Source organism: Streptomyces sp. ActVer, assembly GCF_027270795.1.
In the GTDB taxonomy this organism is placed as follows: Bacteria; Actinomycetota; Actinomycetes; order Streptomycetales; family Streptomycetaceae; genus Streptomyces; species Streptomyces umbrinus_A.
Window position 1 is genome coordinate 1 of sequence record NZ_JAPWHT010000148.1, and the last position, 21,467, is coordinate 21,467.

Below are 21,467 nucleotides of genomic sequence, written 5' to 3' on the forward strand. Positions count from 1 at the left end.
CGCGGGCCCGGGCGATCCGGGCCGTGCGGTCGCCGTCCTCGCCCGGGCTGCGGAACACGATCTCCTTGAGCGCGACCTCGCAGGCCAGCCGCTGGTCGTGGGCGAGCCAGACATGTCCCATGCCGCCGCTGCCCAGCTGGTTCAGCAGAAGGTACCGGCCGGCGATGACCCGGCCGACTCCCGACTGCGGTGATCCTGATGCCATCCGGTCACTCCCGGGGTTTCGGCTCTGGGTGGGCTTACGCCGGAACGACAGCGGATTCGCCCGAGGCCGGCGCACTGGACGAGCCGGGTTCGCTCGACGCGGGTTCACTGGTCACCGGCTCGCTCCGCGTGGGCTCCGCGGACGTGGGCTCCGCGGAGGTCGGCTCGACGGTGGGCGGCGTGCTCGACGTGGTGGGGGTGGTCGGGACGGCCGTCGTGGGTTCGCCCATGGTGGGCCCGTCGGTGGTGGGTTCGCTCGACGTCGGTCTACCCGTGTCCGGACCGTCCGTGGTGGGGCCGCTCGACGTCGGTCCGTCCGTGGTCGGACCGCTTGTCGTGGGCCCGTCCGTCGTGGGACCGTCCGTGGTCGGTCCCTCGGTGGTCGGCCCACCCGACGTTGGCTCGTCCGATGTCGGGTCGTCCGTGCTCGGCCCGTTGGACGGGTCCGACTCCGGAGGCGTACTCGGCTCGTCGCCGTCGTCCGCGACGCTCAGGGTCACCGCCTCCCCGAACCGCAACTCGGTCCCGGGCCCCGGATCTGAGCCCGTCACCGCCGCGTCCCCCGGCGGGAGTCCGTCGGAGTAGGCCGCCGCCAGCCCGAGCTCGGACAGCCGCTGGCTGGCCTGGTCGAAGGTCATCCCGGTGACGCGGGGCACCGCGTGCTGCCTGGTGGCGTCGAACGGCTCGTCGTTCTCGCCCGTGCTGCCGACGGGGCGGTTGATGCCCTGGTCCGGGTTGTCCACGTCGATGAGTGCGATCTGCTCCAGCGGCTGGGGCGAGGGCTTGACGGTCACCACGTCGGACTTCTCGTAGCCGTCCCATTTTTTGTTGCCGTCTTCGAACTTGACCGAGATCTTCTCGGGATCCTTGTCGAAGGACTGCAACGGATTTCCGCACGAGCACTTCACGGCGGGAAGTCCCTGGTCGTTCACCAATACCGCGATCCCGGCCTCCAGCAATGCGTCGAAGGCGACAGCCTTGCCCTTTTTGTAGTCGTGGTTCTTCACGAGAGTGTCGTGACGCAGCAGAACGGGTGTGAGGTCGTCGATGTAACCCTCGATCCGATCAGGCGTAATGCCCACGATGCGGGCCCATTCCCGGGCCTTTTGGCGGTTCTTGGGATCGGTGAGGAAATCCTTGAGACGGTCGACGTCACAGACCTTGGGTTTCTGCGTACCCCCGTACAGACCAGGGGTGTTGCCCTGCTGCAGGCCACTGTGCGCCTGCTCCGGCCTGAGCTTCGTCTCGTCCGTGCCGAGCGAGCCGTCCTCTTCGAAAAAAGGTGCGAGTGATGGCACTCCGGCGGCGACGGCCCGCACCGCGAACAGGCGTTGTTCCGTGCAGCCGCTGAGGATTACCGCAGCGGCAAGTAGCACGGCAAGCCTTCGGACCACGGTTTTTCCGGTCCTCAGCAAGCATGCGTGAATTGTCATGACCGCTCCCCCCAGCGGATCCCCCGTAACCCTGCAGAGCGGAAGCAGGGCGTCACACATCATGCTACTGAATGGAAAAGCCTTTCAGTCAAGGGGAATTCCCAGTGTGTACGGAGTGACCGAAAGGGGAAAAGGGGCTCAGCGACCGCGTGCGTTGAGTGAGGCCAGATAGGCGTTGTATGCCTCGAGTTCCTTGTCGCCGTCACGGTCGGCGGCCCGGTCCGAACGCCGTGCCTGCCGCTCCTCGGAGCGGTGCCACTGGAAGAGCAGCGCGAGCAGCACGAGCACGGACGGGATCTCACTGAACGCCCAGGCGATACCGCCGGCCGCGGTCTGGTCGGCGAGCGCGTCGATGCCGAGCGAGGCGGGCGGGTTCTTGTACGTCTCGACCATCGGCTCGGACGCCATCATCAGGGCGATGCCGAAGAACGCGTGGAACGGCATGCCCGCGAACAGTTCCAGCATCCGCATCAGATAGCCGGGCCGGTGCGGGCCGGGATCGACGCCCATGATCGGCCAGAAGAACACCAGGCCGACGGCGAGGAAGTGGCACATCATCGCGATGTGGCCGGTCTTCGAGTCCATCAGGAAGTCGAAGATCGGGGTGAAGTACAGCGCGTACAGGCTCGCGATGAACAGCGGGATCGTGAACGCCGGATGCGTGACGACCCGCATGAACCGGCTGTGCAGGAACATCAGGAGCAGCTCGCGCGGCCCCTTGCGGCCACGGCCGGCCGTCGGCAGCGCGCGCAGGGCGAGCGTGATGGGCGCGCCGAGCAGGATGAGGATCGGCGACAGCATGCTGATCACCATGTGCTGCACCATGTGCACGCTGAACATGACCATGCCGTAGTCGTTGAGGCCGGTGCACAGCACGAGCATGACGCTCAGGACACCGACGACGAACGACACCGTCCGCCCGACCGGCCAGGCATCACCACGCCGGACCAGCCGCACCACGCCCCACCCGTACAGCGCGAGCCCCAGGAGGCAGGCCACGAGGAAGAACGGGTCCGGCGACCACTGAAGTCCCCGCCCCAGCGTGAACGGCGGCAGATCCATCATCATGCCGGGCCCGCTGTGATCCATCCGCCGGCTCCTGTTTCGTACTGGTTGCGCTGTCTGTCCGCACCCAGACTAGAACCGACCCCGGTCACTGTTATGACCGGGGTCGGTGCAGCGCCCCAAAGGGGCGCGGGGAACTGCGCGACAAGCCACGACGGACGCGCAGCCGCCCAACCGCCTACAAGACGCACTCCGCTTCCGCGTACCGCTCATCCGGAACGGTCTTCAACGTCTCCACGGCCTCCGCCAGGGACACCATCACGATGTCCGTCCCCCGAAGCGCCGTCATCTTCCCGAACTCCCCGCGATGCACAGCCTCCACCGCATGCCACCCGAACCGGGTCGCGAGCACCCGGTCGTACGCGGTGGGCGTCCCCCCGCGCTGTACATGCCCGAGGATCACCGGCCGGGCCTCCTTGCCGAGGCGCTCCTCCAGCTCGATGGAGAGCTGCCGGGCGATGCCCGCGAAGCGCTCGTGCCCGTAGACGTCCTTGCGGCCCTCGTCATAACTCATCGTGCCCTCGCGAGGCTTCGCACCCTCGGCGGCGACGACGATCGCGAACCTCTTCCCGGCCGAGAACCGCTCGCCGACCTTCTTGGCCAACTCCTCGATGTCGAAGGGCCGTTCCGGCACGACGATCGCGTGCGCACCCGCGGCCATGCCGGAGTGCAGGGCGATCCAGCCGGTGTGGCGGCCCATGACCTCGACAATCAGGACGCGCTGGTGGGACTCGGCGGTGGTCTTCAGCCGGTCCAGGGCCTCGGTCGCGACACCGACGGCCGTGTCGAATCCGAAGGTGACGTCCGTGACCGCGATGTCGTTGTCGATGGTCTTCGGCACACCGACGATCGGCAGGCCACTGTCCGACAGGAGGCGGGCCGCCTTGAGCGTGCCCTCGCCGCCGATCGGGATGATCGCGTCGAGCCCGAGCTCCTCGACATGCCCCCTGGCCCGCTCCACACCGTCACGCAGATGCGCGGGCTGGACGCGGGAGGAACCGAGCATGGTGCCGCCGCGAGCCAGGATGCCGCTCACCGCGTCGAGGTCGAGCTTGAGGTAGTCGCACTCCAGGAGGCCTTTCCAGCCGTCGCGGAAGCCGATGACCTCGTCGCCGTGATCGACGACGGCACGGTGTACGACGGACCGGATGACGGCGTTCAGGCCGGGGCAGTCGCCGCCGGACGTGAGGACACCAATGCGCATAGCCCGAAATACCTTCTCAACGTGGGCCGGGAACCGGACCACGCTGTCCGGCGGGACGCCGCCACCCTACCGGCGGCAGGGGGCGGGTCCGCATCGTGCGTCCGCCTGCTGGACGTCCCCGCACAGGTGAGCGGACGCCATGCCAGACGGGCTGTGCCCGTGAGATCAGGCGGGCTGCTGAGCAGCCGCGATGCGCTCCGAGCGCAGCGCCTCGTACCACCGGTCGTCGATCGGCGGCAGCGCGTTGACGTCGAGCGCCAGCTTCAGCAGCAGGTCCGCGATCAGCGGATTGCGGGCGAGCACGGGCCCGTGCATGTACGTGCCGAAGACCGTGTCGTTGTACGCGCCCTCCGTGCCGTCGCCCGTGCCGTTGCCCTTGCCGAGCCGCACGTTCGCGAACGGGCGGGCCGTGGGGCCGAGGTGCGTGATGCCCTGGTGGTTCTCGAAGCCGGTGAGCGGAGGCAGCCCCAGCCGCGCGTCGATGTCGCCCAGCACGTCACCGACGCACCGCTCGCCCTCGCCGCGCGTGGAGACCACGTCGAGCAGGCCGAGACCCGGCTCGCGCTGACCGAGGTCGTTGATGAACTCGTGGCCGAGGATCTGGTAGCCGGCGCAGACCGAGAAGACGATCGCGCCGTTGCCGACCGCGCGGTGCAGACCGCCGTCGCGGCGCAGCCGCTCGGCCGCGAGCCGCTGCGGCCGGTCCTCGCCGCCGCCGATGAGGTAGATGTCACCGGAGGTGGGGATCGCCTGGTCGCTGCGTACGTCGAGACGGGCCACGTCCAGACCGCGCTGCCGCGCCCGGCGCTCGACGACGAGGGCGTTGCCCTGGTCGCCGTACGTGCTCAGCAGGTCCGGGTAGATCCACACCAGCCGCAGGCTGTTGTCACTCATTCTCTTGGTCCTCCGGGGTTCAGTTGCCGACACGACGCCGCAGGTCCTGGAAGGCGGTGTAGTTCGCGACGACCTCGATGCGTCCGGGCGGTGCCATCTGCACGGCCTGGTCGAGGTTCTCGCAGACCTGGAACTGCTGGCCCGCGACCTCTAGACGGACGGCCAGGTCCAGCTTGCGGTCGCCGAGCACGAAGATCGGGTGGCCGGTCAGCTGCGTGTAGTCGACGTCCCACAGCCAGGAGGTGTCGGTGCCGTCGGCGCCGCGCGCGTTCACCGAAAGGATCACCGGGGTCGGCGGCGGGTCGATCAGCGAGAACGTCTCCAGCCAGCCCGCCGGGTTCTTGGCGAGCAGCAGGCGCAGGTCGCGCTGCATGAACTGGACGACGTCATAGCGGCCGGCCACCGCCTGCACCTGGTACATGCGTTCCAGGGCGACCTGCGGAGGCACGCCGAAGACGGCGGCGACGGCCGCCGACGACGCGGCGTTCGCCTTGTTGGCGCGGCCCGGCAGCTGGAGGTGGATCGGCCAGGCCGAACCGTGCGGGTCGAGGACGTGGTCGCCGGAGAGCGCCCAACTCGGCGTGGGACGGCGGAAACCGCAGTCGCCGCAGAACCAGTCGTCGCCGGGGCGCTGCATCACACCGCCGCAGGACGGGCAGGACCAGGCGTCGTCCTTCCACATCTGGCCGGCGGCCACCCACACCACGTTCGGCGAGGAGGACGCGGCCCACACGACCAGCGGGTCGTCCGCGTTGGCCACGACGACGGCCTTCGAGCCCGCCAGGCCCTCACGCCAGTGCTCGGCCATCATGCGGGTCTCGGCCGCGCGGTCGAGCTGGTCGCGGGAGAGGTTGAGCAGGGCGATGCACTTGGGATCCGTGTCCCGCGCCACACCGGAGAGGTACTTCTCGTCCACCTCGATGACCGCGTACCTCGATTCCGAGCCGCCGGCCAGCGCGGACGTGATGCCGGCGGGCATGTTCGCCCCCAGCGCGTTCGAGACGACGGGGCCCGCCGCGCGCAGCGCCTCCGCGATCAGACGTGTCGTGGTGGTCTTGCCGTTGGTGGCCGACACCAGGATGACGTCCAGGTGCTGGGCCAGACTGGCCAGGAGGTCGGGGTCGAGTTTGAGTGCCACCCGGCCGCCGATCACCGATCCGCTGCCACGGCCCGCGGCGCGTGACGCCGCTGCGACCGCCTTGCCCGCCGTCACGGCCAGCTTGGCCCGCGGCGACAGCGGGTCCGAGTTGCCTGCCATCAGTTCCCGATCCTCCTTGCGTACGGCGCCGCGCACTGCTCCCGGCAACGTGTGGCCCTCAGCCTATCGAGATCCACTCACCGGCCCGAATCGCGGCACCACCGCGGCACCCGCGCGACATTGAGGACCGTACCCTTGCCGCCATGCGACACGGCTCGATCCCGGGCGCCCGAGGGCGCGTCCTTCCTCTGTCTTTGCTCGGCGACCCCGTGTTGCACACACGGTGTGAAGAAGTCACGGAGTTCGGGCCTCAACTGGCGCGGCTGGTCGAGAACATGTTCTCGACGATGTATGCGGCGCAGGGTGTCGGACTCGCCGCGAATCAGGTCGGCGAATCGTTGCGGGTCTTCGTATACGACTGCCCCGACGACGAGGAGCGGCGGCATGTGGGGCATGTGGTGAATCCGCGGCTCGTCGAGGCGGACGGGCTGGTGCTGCGGGGGCCCGAGGGGTGTCTGTCGCTGCCGGGGCTGGAGGCGGGCACCGAGCGGTACGACCACGCCGTGGTGGAGGGGTTCACCGTGGACGGTGAACCCGTGCGGATCCATGGCACCGGGTGGTTCGCCCGGTGCCTTCAGCACGAGTGCGACCACCTCGACGGCGGGCTGTACGTGGATCGGGTCCGTGGCTGGCGCCGCCGGAGGGTGATGTGGCAGGCGGGTAGGGCCTCTTGGGGGCGGTGAGGGTCGGTCGTCGACTGCGGGCGCGTCGTGGCCGGTCGCGCAGTTCCCCGCGCCCCTTCAGGGGCACGGGGAACCGCAGCAATCTTTTGCTTTTAGGGGCGCGGGGAACTGCGCGATCAGCCCCCACCGGCCCGCAGCAAACGAACCGCACATCCAGAACGAACCGCACATCCAGAACGAACCGCACATCCAGCGGAACGCTAGAACGCTGGGCCACCCAGCTTGTCGCCCGCCGCCGCCAGGCGACCCCACAGGAGGTCGGCCAGGGCCCGGACCAACTCCGCGCGGGCGCAAGGTCGTTCGCCGAGCCACCAGTCGCCCGCGGCGTGCATCATGCCGACGATGCCGTGGCCCCAGACACGGGCCAGCTGCTGGCTGTCCGGGCCGAGGTCGACACGCTCCTCAATGACCTCGGCGAGCTCCTCGCCCATGCGGCGCAGCAGGGGAGCGGAATGCTGCCCGGCGTCGAAGCCCTGGTCGCTCTGCGGGCCGCCCTCCGACGGATGCATCAGGAAGCGGTACACCTGCGGGCGTGCCTCGATCGCCGCGAGGTACGTGTCGAGTGTGGCCTCCACGCGTTCCCGGCGCTCGGCCGGTGCGTCCAGGGCGGCGCGCAGCGCTCCGAGGAGGGCGTCCGTGTGCCTCTTGGCGAGAGCCGCGTACAGTCCACTCTTGTCGCCGAAGTGGCGGTACAGAATCGGCTTGGTGATGCCCGCCTCCGCCGCGATGGCGTTCATCGACGCACTTGGGCCGTCGCGGAGCACCACCCGGTCGGCGGCCTCCAACAGCTCGCGCCGTCGGCGGTCGGCGGACCTCTGCTGATCGGTCCGCTGCGTGGTGTCCATGTGCTCTCCCCACCCGTGCTTATTCGGTGACGCCTGCGCAACGTAACACCCGCACACAATTCTGCCTCGAACGGGCTGCCGAGCGGGAACGGGGAGTTGACTTTTCCTACCCACCGGTAACAGGCTACTGTTACCGCAAGTAACACGTGAGTGCAGCGCTGGAGGGGACATGGCCGAGTTCACCATGGAGCTCAACGACGAACAGAAGGAGGTCCGGGACTGGATCCACGGGTTCGCCGCTGATGTCATCCGCCCCGCGGCCGCCGAATGGGACGAGCGCGAAGAGACTCCCTGGCCGGTCATCCAGGAGGCCGCGAAGGTCGGCATCTACTCCCTGGACTTCTACGCCCAGCAGTACTTCGACCCCACCGGCCTCGGCATACCCATGGCCATGGAGGAGCTGTTCTGGGGTGACGCGGGCATAGCCCTGTCGATCGTCGGCACCGGCCTCGCGGCCGTGGGCGTCCTCGCCAACGGCACCGAGGAGCAGATCGGCACCTGGATCCCCCAGATGTACGGCGATGCCAACGATGTCAAGGTCGCCGCCTTCTGCTCCTCCGAGCCCGACGCCGGGTCCGACGTCGCCTCGATGCGTACACGTGCCGTGTACGACGAGGCCAAGGACGAGTGGGTGCTCAACGGCACGAAGACCTGGGCGACCAACGGCGGCATCGCCAACGTCCATGTCGTGGTCGCGGTGATCGACTCCGAGCTGGGGTCCAAGGGCCACGCGTCCTTCATCATTCCGCCGAACACGCCCGGCCTTTCCCAGGGCCAGAAGTTCAAGAAGCACGGCATCCGCGCCTCGCACACCGCCGAGGTCGTCCTGGAGGACGTACGGGTCCCCGGTTCCTGCCTGCTCGGCGGCAAGGAGAAGCTCGACGAGCGCCTGGCCCGCGCACGTGAGCGGGCCAGGGCCGGCGGTGGCGAGCGGCTGAAGAACGCGGCGATGGCCACGTTCGAGGCGTCCCGCCCGGCCGTCGGCGCCATGGCGGTCGGCACCGCCCGGGCCGCGTACGAGGTAGCCCTCGACTACGCCAAGACGCGTTCGCAGTTCGGCCGCCCGATCATCGACAACCAGGGTGTGGCCTTCCAGCTGGCCGATATGCGTACGTCCATCGACGCGGCGCGGCTGCTCGTGTGGCGCGCCTCCTGGATGGCCGTGAACGGGAAGCAGTTCACCTCCGCCGAGGGCTCCATGTCGAAGCTCTTCGCCAGCGAGACGGCGAAGAAGGTCACCGGGCAGGCGATTCAGATCCTGGGCGGCAACGGGTACACCCGGGAGTACCCGGTCGAGCGGATGCATCGGGATGCTGCGATTTACACGATCTTCGAGGGTACGAGTGAGATCCAGCGGTTGGTCATCGCGCGCACCCTGTCAGGAATGCCGATCCGCTAGCGCCCCGTAAGGGGCGCGGGGAACTGCGCGACCAGCCACACACGACCCGCAGCGTGCCGACAACAAAAGATCAGCGGTGTTTCAGCGGTGTGAGTTGCTCGATGTCGTACCTCGAACGCAGTTCCTCGATTGCCTCGTGGTCCGGCGGGCCGCCCTCGTCCAAGATCTTCAGCAGCTCGTCGAAATAGCGCTCGTGATCCGGTGGCGGGGACGCCTGGAAGAACATTTTGGCCGGATTTCCCGTGGGATTGGCGAACGCGTGCGGGCAACCGGGCGGTACGACGATCACCGTGCCCGGTGTCGCCCGTACGACCTGGTTGCCCGAACCGGACTGCCAGCGCTGCCAGTTGTCGGGTGTGCGGACGAGGGGCTCGAAGGCGAGCACGTCCAGCTCGCCCTCGAGCACGTAGAACAGCTCCTCGCTGCGCGAGTGGACGTGCGCGCCGACGTCGAAGCCCGGCGGGACGACGACCTCGAAGCTGGACGCCGTCCGGGAGTGCGTGCCGGTCACCTTGAAGGTCACGTGCTGGGCCGGGGTATGGACCGTACGGCCGTGACCGGGCGGGACCAGCAGGCCTTCGGGCGGCGGCGTGAGGGCGGTCACCAGGTGACGGGCAGGGCCTCGGGCCCGCGGATCAGCGCGCCGCGCCGCCACGGCACCTCGTCCTCCGAGACCGACAGACGCAACGTCGGGATCCGGTCCAGGAGCGTGTTCACGATCAGCTCCTGCTCCATGCGGGCCAGCATGCCGCCCACGCAGTAGTGCGGACCGTGCCCGAACGCCAGGTGCGGGTTGGAGCCGCGCTCGAAGTCGATCCGGTCGGGGTCCGGGAAGACCTCCGGGTCACGGTTGGCGGCCAGGTACGACACGTAGATCGGGTCGCCCTTGCTGATCCGTACGCCTCTGAGCACCACGTCCTCCGTGGCGATGCGGGACAGGCCGACGGCGTTGCGGTGCGGGATGTACCGGTGCAGTTCGTCGATCGCCTGCGGGCGCAGCTCCGGGTCGTCGCGCAGCCGGTCGAAGAGGGCGGGCCGGGTGAGGAGGATGTAGAGCATCTGGCCCGTGTTGTTCGTGACGGCCTCGCCGCCGATCTGGATCGGGCCGGCGAGCGCCATCGCCTCCTCCTCGGTGATGTCGCCCCGGCCCACCGCCGCGCCCAGCAGCGAGGTCACGTCCTCACCGGTGGCGCCCCGGCGCTCGGCGATCAGCTTGGCGAAGTACGTCTCCATGTCCCGCTTGGCCTGCTCGCTGACCTTCGCCCCCTGGGAGGAGGAGAGGATCGCCTGCGTCCACGTGTGGAGCGTGTGCCGGTCGGTGGCCGGGACGCCCATGAGCTCGCAGATGACGGTGATCGGGAACGGGGCCAGGACACGGTCGATGAGGTCGGCGGGCGGTCCGTCCCGCAGCATCTCGTCCACCATCCCCTCAAGCGTCTGCTGGGCGTTGGCGCGCAGCCGCTCGATGCCACGCGTGGTGAACGCGCTGTTCACCGCTCTGCGCAGCCGGGAGTGGTCGGGCTTGTCGACGAAGTTCATCGCACTCGCCTGCGGGATGAAGTGCGGTGCCAGCCGGGTGACTTCGCGGCCGATCACCTCCGCGCGGCTGAACCGCGGGTCGTTCGTGACCAGCCGTACGTCCTCGTAGCGCGTGACCAGCCAGGCCCAGCCCTCGCCGTTGGGCAGCTGGATCCGGTTGATGGGCCCCTCGCGCATCAGCTCGGACAGGACGGGGTCGAAGTCGACCCCCGTCAGGTCCAGGGCCGGCCAGTGCCGTACCGGGGGTGCCGCCGTCGTCTCTTCGCTCATGGTCATGTCATGCCGTTTCTTCGTCTGATCGGTGCCAGCGGCCCAGCGCCATCTCGGCCGTGATCCCCGGCCCGAAGCCGGCGAGCAGTCCGCGTGCCTGGTGGTGGGAGCCGCCCTCGTCGAACAGCCGGCGCAGCGCGTCCAGGACGACGGCGCTGGCGATGTTCCCGTACTCGGTGAGCGTCGCCCGGCTGAACCGGAAGGCCTCCGGTGCCACTTGGAGGAACGTGCTGAGGTCGTCGAGGATCCGCGGACCGCCGGCGTGGATGATGTAGAAGTCCAGGTCGGAGGCGTCCCAGCCGTGCAGGCCCGCCAGGTCCTGCAGAGCGGGGGCGAGCGGTTCCATCGTGGTCGGCACCCGCTTGTCCAGCAGGAAGTGGAACCCGGTGGCCCGGACGTCGTACATGATCCAGTCCTCGGTCTTGGGGATCAGGTACGAGCCGTTGCGCTCCAGGCGGATGCCCTCGCCGCCGCTTCCGCGGACGACGGCCGCGGCTATCCCGTCCCCGAAGAGGCCGTTGCACAGCAGCGAGCCGACGCCCAGGTCGGTCGGCTGGTAGCACAGCGAGCAGAACTCGCAGGCCACGATGAGGGCGTTGGCCTCGGGATAGGCCGTGCAGAAGTCGTGCGCCCGGTTGATCGCCGCGCCCCCGGCGGCACAACCGAGCTGCGCTATCGGCAGCTGGCGCGTGTCGCTGGAGAACTCCATCGAGTTGATCAGCCAGGCCGTCAGCGAGGGCATCATGAAGCCCGTGCACGAGACGTAGATGATCACGTCGATGTCGGCGGCCAGGACCCCCGCGTCGTCGAGCGCCCGCTGCACGACCGCGGGAACGCGGGCCTTCGCCTCGGCCTCGTAGGCCTTGTTGCGTTCCTCGAAGCCCGGGTGCTTCAGGGTTTCCTCGATGGGCCGCACGATGTGCCGGGTGCGTACGCCGGTGTTCTCGATCAGCCGGAGCGCGAGCGGCAGCTGGGGGTGATCGGGGTGACGGGAGCGCGCCAGCTCCAGCGTCTCCTCCATCGTGATCACGTATTCCGGAACGGAGACCGCGGGTCTGCACAAAGTCGCCATGTGCCTGCGCCTTCTCTCGCCCGCCGGGAACTCCCTCTCCTCGGCGGAAGGATGGTTCCTCCACGATCACCCGGCAGGGCCTGAATATCTCGTCGGACTACTCCAGATCGGGGACCCCCGGGGCGGGCGTGGCACTCTGGTCGCAGGGTCAGCGAGTCAGCCGAACCGAAGGAGTACGCGATGACGCGGACGGCCAGGGAACTGCTGGAGAGCACCACCGGAAAGCTCGCCCCCGACCCCCACGCCAACCGCCTCCTCCCGCTGATCGCCCGGGGCGCGGCCCGCCGCGACACGCTCGCGGCCCTCGCCCTCGAACAGAGCCATGTCATCGCCGCGGACCGCCGCGCGTTCCTCCACCTGGCCGAACGGTCGGCCGCGCAGGGGACGACCGCGGGTCCCGAGTGCGCGGCCTTCTTCGGCATGCTCGCGGAGGGCGAGACGCTGGCCCAGGACCGGCTCGGGGCGTACGCGGCGGCCTGCGGCGTGGACACGGCACGGGAGGCGGCGTACGAGCCCCTCGCCGACTGCCAGGCCTATCCCGCGTACGTCGCCTGGCTGGCCCTCAACGGCTCACCGGCCGAGGTGGTCCTCGCTCTCAGCGCCAACTTCGCGGCCTGGGGCGGCTATTGCGCCACGATCGCCGACGCCCTGCGCCGCCAGTACGGCTTCGACGACGCCCCCTGCGGCTTCTTCGACCTCTTCGCCGAGCCGTCCCCGGAACTGGAACAGAGGGCCCTCGGGGCCGTGCAGGCAGGCCTCGACGCGGGGAGGATCGACGAGGGCCGGGTCCACCGGTACGGCGGTCTGCTGCAGGCCGCCGAGACACGGTTTTGGCATGCCTTGTGGGAGCAGGACAACCGTGCCCCATAAGGGGCGCGGGGAACTGCGCAATCTTTAGGGGCGCGAGGAACTGCGCGATCAGCCACAACCAACCCGCAGCGTTGGGACGGCCTTCGAACAACGGCGCTAGCCGGACGCACTCCCACTGCTGTGCGCGATGCAAGCCACATCAATCCGGTCGGCAAGCTTCGCAAGCTCAATCGTGAGCGCGGCGACGGTGTCCTCGTCGAGCCCCTCCTGCCCCGCCTCCACCAGATGCAGCCACCGACCACCCATCGTTCGCAGGAGCTTGCTCACGTCGGCCGCGGAAACCTGCAAGGTACCGCGGTCATCGACGATCAGAGGCAGGGTCACTTCGCGGTTCACAGAGGGGATCGTAGCTCCGGAACGCTCACGCTCCGTGCCATACGGTGGTGATGTTGCAGAACTCTCGGATTCCGTGTCCCGACAGCTCACGCCCGTAACCGGACCGCTTCACCCCGCCGAACGGGAACGCCGGGTGTGACGCCGTCATCCCGTTGACGTACACGCCGCCCGCCTCCAGATCGCGTACGAAACGGTCGATCTCGGCCTCGTCGCGGGTCCAGACGTTGGAACTCAACCCGAACGGCGTGTCGTTGGCGATCGCCACGGCCTCGTCGAGATCGGCGGCACGGTAGAGCGTCGCCACCGGTCCGAAGGCCTCCTCCAGGTGGATGCGCATCTCGGGGGTGATGTCGGCGAGGACGGTCGGCGGGTAGTACCAGCCGGACCCGTCCGGGCGCTCGCCGCCGCACAGGACGGTCGCGCCGCTCTCGACGGCGTCGTCGACGAGTTCCTCCAGGTCGTCGCGGCCCTGTTCGGTGGAGAGCGGGCCGACGTCCGTGTTCTCGTCCAGGGGGTCGCCCACCGTCAGGGCCTTCATGCCAGCCGTGAAGCGCTCGGCGAAGGCGTCGAAGACGTCCGTGTGCACGATGAACCGCTTGGCGGCGATGCACGACTGTCCGTTGTTCTGTACCCGGGCCGTTACCGCGACCTGCGCCGCCCGTTCGACGTCCGCCGACGGCATCACCACGTACGGGTCGCTGCCGCCGAGCTCCAGGACCGTCTTCTTGACCTCGTCCCCGGCGACCGACGCGACCGCGCGGCCCGCCGGTTCACTGCCGGTCAGGGTGGCCGCCTTGATCCGCGGGTCGCGCAGGACGTCCTCGACCGCGCCCGAGCCGATGAGCAGTGTCTGGAAACAGCCCTCCGGGTAGCCCGCCCGGCGGAACAGGTCCTCCAGGTAGAGGGCGGTCTGCGGGACGTTCGAGGCGTGCTTGAGCAGACCGACGTTGCCCGCCATCAGCGCGGGCGCGGCGAAGCGGATCACCTGCCAGAGCGGGAAGTTCCACGGCATGACCGCCAGGACCGGGCCGAGCGGGCGGTAGCGCACGAGGACGCGGGAGGCGCCGGAGTCCTGCGCGTCGGCCGGGTCGCCCTCCTCGTCGGCGAGGAGCCTCTCGGCGTGGTCGGCGTACCAGCGCATCGCCTTCGCGCACTTGGCGGCCTCCGCGCGAGCCTGTTTGACCGGCTTGCCCATCTCCGTCGTCATCACGCGGGCGATGTCCTGCGCGTCCTCGTCGAGCAGGTCGGCGGCGCGGTGCATCAGCGTTGAGCGCTCCGCGAACGAGGTTGTGCGGTGGGTGTGGAACGCGGCCTCGGCTGTCGCGAGCCGGTGTTCGATCTCCTCGGGGCCCAAGGCGTCGTAGGTCTTGAGCGTCTCGCCGGTTGCCGGGTTCACCGTTGCGATGGGCATGGAGGACCTCCTGATAAGGGGTGTGCTTTCGACCCTCCCGCGTGATGGGAGGCGTCGCAACGTGTGGTCCTCGAAGTGCGGGCCGCATGTGGCCGGTCGCGCAGTTCCCCGCGCCCCTTACGGGCGTGTCTGTCTGCACGAGTGCCCCTCGAGTCAGTGCGTATGCCCTTCGAGGCGGTCCAGGAACGCTGCCTGGGCCTTGACCAGCAGGGTCCGTGCTCGGTCCATGGACAGCCATTCCGCTCTGTCCAGTTCTGGGAACTCCTGGATGTCGCCCGAGCCCGGCGGCCATTCCATCGTGAAGGTGCCGGGGACCATCGTCGTCACGTCCAGGTCCGCCTCGATGGCCCAGACCGTGACGACCTTGCGGTTGGTCTGGGTGACCTCGCCGAGGGGGATGGGGTCGCCGTCGGGAGGCGGGAGCCCCAGTTCCTCCTGGAACTCTCGGCGTGCCGCGTCCCAGGCCGGCTCGTCGGGCTCGTACTCGCCCTTCGGTACGGTCCAGGCCCCGGCGTCGCGACGGGCGAAGAACGGGCCGCCCATGTGGCCCAGGAGGACTTCGACACCGTGGTCGGTGCGGCGGAACAGGAGGAGACCCGCGCTGCGTTTCGCGGTGGCGGTCACGGGGCGACCTCCGGGTGGGCGGCGAGCAGGGTTTCCACGGTGTCGGCCTGTTCCGGGGTCTTGTCCGCGCGATAGCGCACGACCCGGGCGAAGCGGAGCGTGACGCCCGCCGGGTAGCGCGTGGAGCGCTGCAGACCGTCGTACGCGATCTCGACGACGAGTTCGGGACGGACGGTCACGACCCAGCCGTTGTCCTCTGTGGCGAGTTCCTGGAGCCGCTCGGTCTGCCAGGCCAGCAACGCGTCCGTCAGGCCCTTGAAGGTCTTGCCCAGCATGGCGAAGGAGCCGTCCGGACTGCGGGCGCCCAGATGCAGGTTGGAGAGCTTGCCGGTGCGCCGCCCGTGCCCCCACTCGGCGGCCAGCACGACCAGGTCCAGGGTGTGTACGGGCTTGACCTTCAGCCACGAGGCTCCGCGGCGGCCCGCGCTGTAGGGGGCGTCGAGTGCCTTGAGCACGACACCCTCGTGGCCGCGCTTCAGCGTGTCGGCGAGGAACTGTTCGGCGGCGGCCCGCGCCCGCTCGTCCGCCGGGTCGGTCACGAGGGTGCGGCGTACGCGCATCGGCTCGGGGACCAGACGGGCCAGCTCGGTGTGGCGCTCCGCGAACGGCAGGTCGAGCAGGTCTCGGCCGTCCACGGAGAGCGCGTCGAAGAAGACGGGGGAGAGGGGGACGGCCTCGGCGGCCGTGGCGACGTCCACGCGGGAGCCCACGCGACCGGCGATGTCCTGGAACGAACGCGGCCGCCCGCCCTCGTCGAACGCGATGACCTCACCGTCGAGGATGAAGTGCTCGCCCTTCAACTCCCGTGCGGCTGAGGTGAGTTCGGGCAGCCTGTCCGTGATGTCGTCCAGGGTTCGGGTGTAGAGGCGTACGTCGGCGCCGTCGCGGTGGACCTGCACGCGGATGCCGTCCAGCTTCTCCTCGACCGCGCAGGCGCCGAGCTTGTCGATCGCCTCGGCGACCGACGAGGCGCTGTGCGCGAGCATCGGCTGGACGGGCCGGCCGACGGTGAGCCGGAACTCGGTGAGAGCCTCCGGTCCGTCGGCGAGCAGCCGCTCGGCCACGGTCCGGAGCGAACCCGCCAGCATCACCGCCCGCCGTACGTCGGCGGAGGGCGCGCCCGTCGCCTGGGCGAGGCCCTCCACGGCGACGGCGTCCAGGGCGCCCTGACGCACCTCACCGCCGATCAGTCCGAGCAGGAACCGCTGCTCGGGCTCGGTGGACGCACCCATCAACTCCCCGACCAGCCGCGCCCGTTCCGCCTGGGAGCCGGTACCGGACACCTTGCCGAGGTCCGTGAGGCGGGCGTCCACCTCCCGCACGGTCAGTGTGGGTTCCGCGGCGGGCGGGACCGGTGTGCCGAGGATCTTCCAGCCGATGCCGAGCCGCCCCTGGGGAAGGCGGCCTGCCAGATACGGGATGACGATCGGCACGTCGTCCGCCTCGGCGTCCCGGAACAGCTCCGCGAGCAGAGCCGTCTTCCGGGACCGCGCCGAGGTGGCGGCGACCTCCTGGGACACACGGGCGAGCCGGTGCAGCAGCATGCAGCCATGGTGCAACGGAGGCGCCCGATCCGCGCCCGCACGGCGGACACCCGCACGGCGGGGTTTTCGGGCTGTGGACCAGGGCTCGGGGCTCGGGGCTCACGGTCTCGGGCCCGCGGCGCCGCCCGCACGGCCGTGTCCCGGCTCCACCTCCGCGTGGCCACGGCTCGGGCCTGAGCTGCCGCCCGCGCCCGACCGGCTGCTTCTTCGGTCCCCGACCGCCCGGCCCACGCCTTCGGCCGGCGCCCGCACGGCCCGTGTCCGCGGGTCTGCTTCCGTCTACCGCCTACTGCCGTCCGCTTCGGGCTACGCCCCCACGGCCGCGTCGAGGTCCGTGAAGAGCAGTTCGCCGTTGATCGTGGCTCCCGCCCGGTAGCCGCCGCTCGCCGCGTTCACGACCTGCTCGCCGAAGCCGATCGCGTTGCCCGCCGCCCAGACGCCGGGCACGCTGGTCAGACCCGTCGCGTCAACGACGGCATACGTGCCGAACGGTGTCTCCTGCAGCTCGGCGCCCAGCCGCTCTAGGAGGCCGGTGCGCGGGACGGCCCGGGGCGCGACGAACAGGACCGCGCGCTCGTGAGTCGTGCCGTCCGCGAGCCGGACTCCCGTGAGCCGGTCGTCGTCGACGGCCAGCCCGGCGACCTCGCCGGGCACCACGTCGACCCCCGCCGCGGCGAGCCTGCGCAGATCCTCGTCCGCGAGTTCGTCCTCGGCGACCGTGTGCAGGAAGAGGGTCACGTCCTTCGACCACTGGGAGACCATCAGCGCCTGGTGGACGGCCATCGGGGTCGTGGCGAGCACGCCGAAGGCCTGGTCCCGTACCTCCCAGCCGTGGCAGTACGGGCAGTGCAGCACGTCCCGCCCGAAGCGCTCGGCGACCCCCGGTACCTTGGGCAGTTCGTCCGCGAGGCCGGTGGCGACGACCAGCCGACGCCCGTGCACCGTGCGCCCGCCTTCGAGCGTCACGTCGAACTCCCCGTCCGCGTCCTTGGCCACGTCCACCGCCCGGTCCCGGACGAGTTCGACGCCGTAGCGCGCGATCTCCTCGCGTCCCACTGCGAGGAACTCCAACGGCGACATGCCGTCCCGCGACAGATAGCCCTGCATGTGGGCGGCGGGTGCGTTGCGCGGCTCGCCCGTGTCGATCACGAGCACACTCCGCCGTGCGCGTCCCAGGACGAGCGCGGCGGACAGTCCGGCCGCGCCGCCTCCGACGACGACCACTTCGTACCTCTCGGTCATGGTGACCACCTCCACTGAGGAGGTCGCCCACCTCCTGCCGTATTGACAAACATTGTTGCCGAAACTGCAATGAAGAGATGAACGAGCGCGACGAGCACAAGAAGCACGAGGGGACCGGCACGGACACCGGCACCGGCGCAGACTCCGATACCGACACCGACGGCGTCCTCGCGGAAGTCGGACCGCGGCTGCGCCGCATCCGCAAGGAGCGGGGAGCCACCCTTGCGGGTCTGTCCTCCGCCACCGGAATCTCCGTGAGCACCCTCTCCCGCCTGGAGTCCGGGCTGCGCAAACCCAGCCTGGAGCTTCTGCTGCCCATCGCCCGTGCCCACCAGGTGCCCCTCGACGAACTCGTCGGGGCCCCGCAGGTGGGCGACCCCCGCATCCGCGCGGCGAAGCCGATCGTCCATTACGGCCGCACGCACTGGCCGCTCACCCGCCAGCCCGGCGGCCTCCAGGCCTACAAGGTGCTCGAACCGCAGCGGAAGCTGGAGCCGGAACCTCGGACGCACGAGGGCTACGAGTGGCTGTACGTGCTGTCCGGGCGGCTGCGCCTGGTGCTCGGCGAGCACGACGTCGTACTCGCCCCGGGGGAGGCCGCCGAGTTCGACACGCGTGTGCCCCACTGGTTCGGGTCGACGGGGGAGGGGCCGGTGGAGTTCCTGAGTCTCTTCGGGCGGCAGGGGGAGCGGATGCACGTACGGGCGCGCCCGAAGAAGCGTGGCGAAGACGACTGATACCGACGGGTGCCGACTGTTCCCTGATGGGCAAGCGACCGCTTAGTATGCAATCGACCCGGTCAGACGAAACGTGAGCTGAAGGGGCGCGCCGGTGTCGAGAGGCCGAGCGCGCGGAGGCCCGAAGGGTTGAGCACGGTCGGTCTCTCGACACCGGCTGAGGCGCCCCTGAGGTGCGAACAAATCAGACACAGTCCCGTGGAGGCTCCGCATGCAGGCATGGCAAGTGCACGAGATCGGCGAGCCGAGCGAGGTGATGCGGCTTGAGGACGTGGAGCGGCCCACGCCCGGTGACGGCCAGGTCCTGCTCAAGGTGCGCGCCGCGAACATCAACTTCCCGGACGCCCTGATGTGCCGCGGGCAGTACCAGGTCAGGCCGCCCCTGCCGTTCACGCCGGGCGTGGAGATCTGTGGCGAGACCGAGGACGGGCGGCGCGTCATCGCCAACCCGGCCCTGCCGTACGGCGGCTTCGCCGAGTACGCCGTCGCGGACGCCGCGGCCATGCTGCCGGCCCCCGAGGCGCTTGACGACGCCGAGGCCGCCGCGCTGCACATCGGCTACCAGACGGGCTGGTTCGGACTGCACCGGCGGGCTCGTCTGGAGGCCGGCGAGACGCTGCTCGTCCACGCTGCCGCCGGAGGGGTCGGCAGCGCGGCCGTGCAGCTCGGGAAGGCCGCGGGCGCCAAGGTCATCGGCGTCGTGGGCGGCGCCGACAAGGCGGCCGTCGCCCGTGAGCTGGGCTGTGACGTCGTCGTGGACCGGCGTGCCGAGGACGTCGTCGCCGCCGTGAAGGAGGCCACCGGGGGCCGGGGCGCCGACGTGATCTACGACCCGGTCGGTGGTGACGCCTACACACAGTCCACCAAGGTCGTGGCCTTCGAGGGCCGCATCGTGGTCGTGGGCTTCGCGAGCGGCAGCATCCCGAGCCCGGGCCTCAACCACGCGCTGGTGAAGAACTACTCGATCCTGGGCCTGCACTGGGGCCTCTACAACACAAAGAACCCGAAGCTGGTCCTGCGCTGCCACGAGGAGCTGACCGAGCTGGCCGCCAGGGGCGGGATCAAGCCGCTCGTCAGCGAGCGCGTGCCGTTGAGCGGGGCCGCCGCCGCGGTGCAGCGGGTCGCCGACGGCGTCACCACCGGCCGCGTCGCAGTGGTGCCCTCCCTCGATGAGAACGGAGCCGTCGCATGACCGACGCCGCGAGCAGGAGCGGGGCGATCGACGCCGCCGAACTGCGCCGCCGCACCCAGGAGTTGCTGGCCGCCCACCCGGTGGCCGACACCGACCGGGTGGACTTCCTCAAGGCCCGGTTCGATGCCGGACTCGCCTGGGTGCACTACCCGCAGGGCCTCGGCGGACTCGGTGCGCCGCGTTCCCTCCAGGCGGTCGTGGACGCCGAGTTGGAGGCCGCGGGCGCCCCCGACAACGACCCGCGGCGCATCGGCATCGGCCTCGGTATGGCCGCGCCGACGATCCTCGGCTTCGGCACCGAGGAGCAGAAGAGCCGCTTCCTCAGGCCCCTCTGGGTCGGCGAGGAGGTCTGGTGCCAGCTGTTCAGCGAGCCGGGCGCGGGCTCCGACCTGGCGGCGCTCGGTACCCGCGCGGTGCGGGATGGTGACGACTGGGTGGTCAACGGGCAGAAGGTGTGGACGTCCAGCGCCCACCTCGCCCGCTGGGCCATCCTCATCGCCCGTACCGACCCGGAAGCGCCCAAGCACCGCGGCATCACGTACTTCATCTGCGACATGACCGACCCGGGTGTCGAGGTGCGGCCGCTGCGCCAGATCACCGGTGAGGCCGAGTTCAACGAGGTGTTCCTCACCGACGTCCGCATCCCCGACGCGCACCGCCTCGGTGAGGTCGGCGACGGCTGGCGGGTCGCGCAGACCACGCTCATGAACGAGCGCGTCTCCATCGGCGGCATGCGCATCCCGCGCGAGGGCGGCATGATCGGCCCGGTCTCCAAGACCTGGCGCGAGCGCCCCGACCTGCGCACGCACGACCTGCACCAGCGGCTGCTCACACTGTGGGCGGAGGCCGAGGTCGCGCGGCTCACCGGCGAGCGCCTGCGCCAGCAGCTCGTCGCGGGCCAGCCGGGCCCCGAGGGCTCCGGCATGAAGCTCGCGTTCGCCCGCCTCAACCAGGAGATCAGCGGCCTGGAGGTCGAACTCCTCGGCGAGGAGGGCCTGTTGTACGAGGACTGGACGATGCGCCGTCCCGAACTCGTCGACTTCACCGGCCGTGACGCCGGCTACCGCTACCTCCGCTCCAAGGGCAACAGCATCGAGGGCGGGACCAGCGAGGTCCTGCTGAACATCGTCGCCGAACGCGTGCTGGGCCTGCCCTCCGAGCCGCGCACCGACAAGGACGTCGCCTGGAAGGACCTCGCCCGATGAGCGCCCCCGATCTGCTGTACTCGGAAGAGGAAGAGGCGCTGCGCGCCGCCGTCCGCGACCTCCTCACGGACCACTGCGACGTTCCGGGCGTCATCGCCCGTACGGAGTCGGACCGCCCGCACGACCCCGAGTTGTGGAAGGCACTCTCGGACGGCATGGGCCTCGCGGGCCTCCTCGTCCCCGAGGTACAGGGCGGCCAGGGCGCCACGCACCGCGAAGTCGCCGTCGTCGTGGAGGAGTTGGGCCGCGCGGTCGCACCCGTCCCGTATCTGACGAGTGCCGTCGTCGCGACCGAGGCGCTGCTGGCGTGCGGGTCCGACGAGGCCGCCGAGCTGCTCACCGCCCTCGCGTCCGGCCGCACGATCGGCGCACTCGCGGTGGCGCTGTCCGCCGGGCCGGGGGCGTCCTACAAGTCCGTACGGCATGAAGACGGCACTCTG

At 70.1% G+C, this 21,467-nt stretch carries 21 protein-coding genes and 1 pseudogene; 7 read left to right on the forward strand and 15 right to left on the reverse strand.

Annotated elements, in window-relative coordinates; translation table 11 throughout:
• The 6 genes and pseudogenes from O3Q52_RS23935 to O3Q52_RS23960 form a co-directional block, all read right to left on the reverse strand.
• Positions 1–205, reverse strand: a pseudogene (locus O3Q52_RS23935) (serine/threonine protein phosphatase); the annotation flags it as partial.
• Between the two features lie 34 nt (positions 206–239).
• Positions 240–1,598 carry a DUF6777 domain-containing protein gene (locus O3Q52_RS23940; RefSeq protein ID WP_269650819.1) on the reverse strand — a complete coding sequence of 453 codons (1,359 nt, stop codon included), beginning with the start codon at positions 1,596–1,598 and terminating at the stop codon, positions 240–242.
• Between the two features lie 177 nt (positions 1,599–1,775).
• Positions 1,776–2,726: a cytochrome c oxidase assembly protein gene (locus O3Q52_RS23945; protein ID WP_269650820.1), complete on the reverse strand. Its 951-nt coding sequence runs from the start codon at positions 2,724–2,726 to the stop codon at positions 1,776–1,778.
• Between the two features lie 154 nt (positions 2,727–2,880).
• A complete protein-coding gene (locus O3Q52_RS23950; protein WP_269650821.1) occupies positions 2,881–3,906 on the reverse strand; it encodes a 6-phosphofructokinase in 1,026 nt (341 codons plus the stop codon).
• A 165-nt stretch (positions 3,907–4,071) separates the two neighbouring features.
• Positions 4,072–4,800 (reverse strand): type 1 glutamine amidotransferase, encoded by a 729-nt coding sequence (locus O3Q52_RS23955; protein ID WP_269650822.1) that lies wholly within the window; start codon positions 4,798–4,800, stop codon positions 4,072–4,074.
• Between the two features lie 19 nt (positions 4,801–4,819).
• On the reverse strand, positions 4,820–6,058 hold the full coding sequence (locus tag O3Q52_RS23960) for a MurT ligase domain-containing protein (protein ID WP_055617072.1): 1,239 nt from the start codon (positions 6,056–6,058) through the stop codon (positions 4,820–4,822).
• A 143-nt stretch (positions 6,059–6,201) separates the two neighbouring features.
• On the opposite strand from O3Q52_RS23960, the gene def reads away from it, so the two are divergent.
• On the forward strand, positions 6,202–6,741 hold the full coding sequence (def, locus tag O3Q52_RS23965) for a peptide deformylase (protein ID WP_269650823.1): 540 nt from the start codon (positions 6,202–6,204) through the stop codon (positions 6,739–6,741).
• 200 nt (positions 6,742–6,941) lie between these two features.
• On the opposite strand, the gene O3Q52_RS23970 is transcribed toward def, so the two are convergent.
• Positions 6,942–7,586, reverse strand: coding sequence for a TetR family transcriptional regulator (locus O3Q52_RS23970; protein WP_143642952.1), 645 nt, complete (start codon positions 7,584–7,586; stop codon positions 6,942–6,944).
• Positions 7,587–7,755: 169 nt separating this feature from the next.
• Between O3Q52_RS23970 and O3Q52_RS23975 the strand changes: the two genes are divergently transcribed.
• Positions 7,756–8,985 (forward strand): acyl-CoA dehydrogenase family protein, encoded by a 1,230-nt coding sequence (locus tag O3Q52_RS23975; RefSeq protein ID WP_190231688.1) that lies wholly within the window; start codon positions 7,756–7,758, stop codon positions 8,983–8,985.
• 70 nt (positions 8,986–9,055) lie between these two features.
• Here the strand turns inward: O3Q52_RS23975 and O3Q52_RS23980 are convergent, their stop codons facing one another.
• The 3 genes from O3Q52_RS23980 to O3Q52_RS23990 are packed head-to-tail and all read right to left on the reverse strand — an operon-like array spanning position 9,056 to position 11,866.
• Positions 9,056–9,589 (reverse strand): cupin domain-containing protein, encoded by a 534-nt coding sequence (locus tag O3Q52_RS23980; protein ID WP_269650824.1) that lies wholly within the window; start codon positions 9,587–9,589, stop codon positions 9,056–9,058.
• Complete coding sequence (locus O3Q52_RS23985) at positions 9,586–10,794, reverse strand: cytochrome P450 (RefSeq protein ID WP_269650825.1); 1,209 nt, start codon at positions 10,792–10,794, stop codon at positions 9,586–9,588. The genes O3Q52_RS23980 and O3Q52_RS23985 overlap by 4 nt, the downstream gene beginning before the upstream one ends.
• A 7-nt stretch (positions 10,795–10,801) precedes the next feature.
• Entirely contained in the window at positions 10,802–11,866 is a 1,065-nt protein-coding gene (locus O3Q52_RS23990; RefSeq protein WP_269650826.1) for a type III polyketide synthase, read from the reverse strand.
• 180 nt (positions 11,867–12,046) lie between these two features.
• On the opposite strand from O3Q52_RS23990, the gene O3Q52_RS23995 reads away from it, so the two are divergent.
• On the forward strand, positions 12,047–12,736 hold the full coding sequence (locus O3Q52_RS23995) for a transcriptional regulator (RefSeq protein ID WP_269650827.1): 690 nt from the start codon (positions 12,047–12,049) through the stop codon (positions 12,734–12,736).
• Between the two features lie 96 nt (positions 12,737–12,832).
• Here O3Q52_RS23995 and O3Q52_RS24000 read toward each other — a convergent pair whose 3' ends face one another.
• The 5 genes from O3Q52_RS24000 to O3Q52_RS24020 all read right to left on the reverse strand — a co-directional run bounded on the left by O3Q52_RS24000 (position 12,833) and on the right by O3Q52_RS24020 (position 17,893).
• Positions 12,833–13,072 (reverse strand): DUF6213 family protein, encoded by a 240-nt coding sequence (locus tag O3Q52_RS24000; protein WP_266505759.1) that lies wholly within the window; start codon positions 13,070–13,072, stop codon positions 12,833–12,835.
• 25 nt (positions 13,073–13,097) lie between these two features.
• On the reverse strand, positions 13,098–14,483 hold the full coding sequence (locus tag O3Q52_RS24005; protein WP_269650828.1) for an NADP-dependent succinic semialdehyde dehydrogenase: 1,386 nt from the start codon (positions 14,481–14,483) through the stop codon (positions 13,098–13,100).
• Between the two features lie 153 nt (positions 14,484–14,636).
• Complete coding sequence (locus tag O3Q52_RS24010; RefSeq protein WP_269650829.1) at positions 14,637–15,107, reverse strand: NUDIX domain-containing protein; 471 nt, start codon at positions 15,105–15,107, stop codon at positions 14,637–14,639.
• On the reverse strand, positions 15,104–16,651 hold the full coding sequence (locus tag O3Q52_RS24015) for an ATP-dependent DNA ligase (protein WP_269650830.1): 1,548 nt from the start codon (positions 16,649–16,651) through the stop codon (positions 15,104–15,106). The genes O3Q52_RS24010 and O3Q52_RS24015 overlap by 4 nt, the downstream gene beginning before the upstream one ends.
• 306 nt (positions 16,652–16,957) lie before the next feature.
• A complete protein-coding gene (locus O3Q52_RS24020; RefSeq protein WP_269650831.1) occupies positions 16,958–17,893 on the reverse strand; it encodes an NAD(P)/FAD-dependent oxidoreductase in 936 nt (311 codons plus the stop codon).
• A 77-nt stretch (positions 17,894–17,970) separates the two neighbouring features.
• Here O3Q52_RS24020 and O3Q52_RS24025 point away from each other — a divergent pair, with 77 nt between their 5' ends.
• From O3Q52_RS24025 to O3Q52_RS24040, 4 genes are all read left to right on the forward strand, one after another.
• Positions 17,971–18,630: a helix-turn-helix domain-containing protein gene (locus O3Q52_RS24025; protein WP_269650832.1), complete on the forward strand. Its 660-nt coding sequence runs from the start codon at positions 17,971–17,973 to the stop codon at positions 18,628–18,630.
• A 211-nt stretch (positions 18,631–18,841) separates the two neighbouring features.
• Entirely contained in the window at positions 18,842–19,822 is a 981-nt protein-coding gene (locus O3Q52_RS24030) for an NADPH:quinone oxidoreductase family protein (protein ID WP_269650833.1), read from the forward strand.
• Positions 19,819–21,027 (forward strand): acyl-CoA dehydrogenase family protein, encoded by a 1,209-nt coding sequence (locus O3Q52_RS24035; RefSeq protein WP_269650834.1) that lies wholly within the window; start codon positions 19,819–19,821, stop codon positions 21,025–21,027. The genes O3Q52_RS24030 and O3Q52_RS24035 overlap by 4 nt, the downstream gene beginning before the upstream one ends.
• Positions 21,024–21,467, forward strand: a 444-nt coding sequence (locus O3Q52_RS24040) for an acyl-CoA dehydrogenase family protein (RefSeq protein ID WP_269650835.1), incomplete at its 3' end; no start/stop codon positions are given. The genes O3Q52_RS24035 and O3Q52_RS24040, both read left to right, overlap by 4 nt.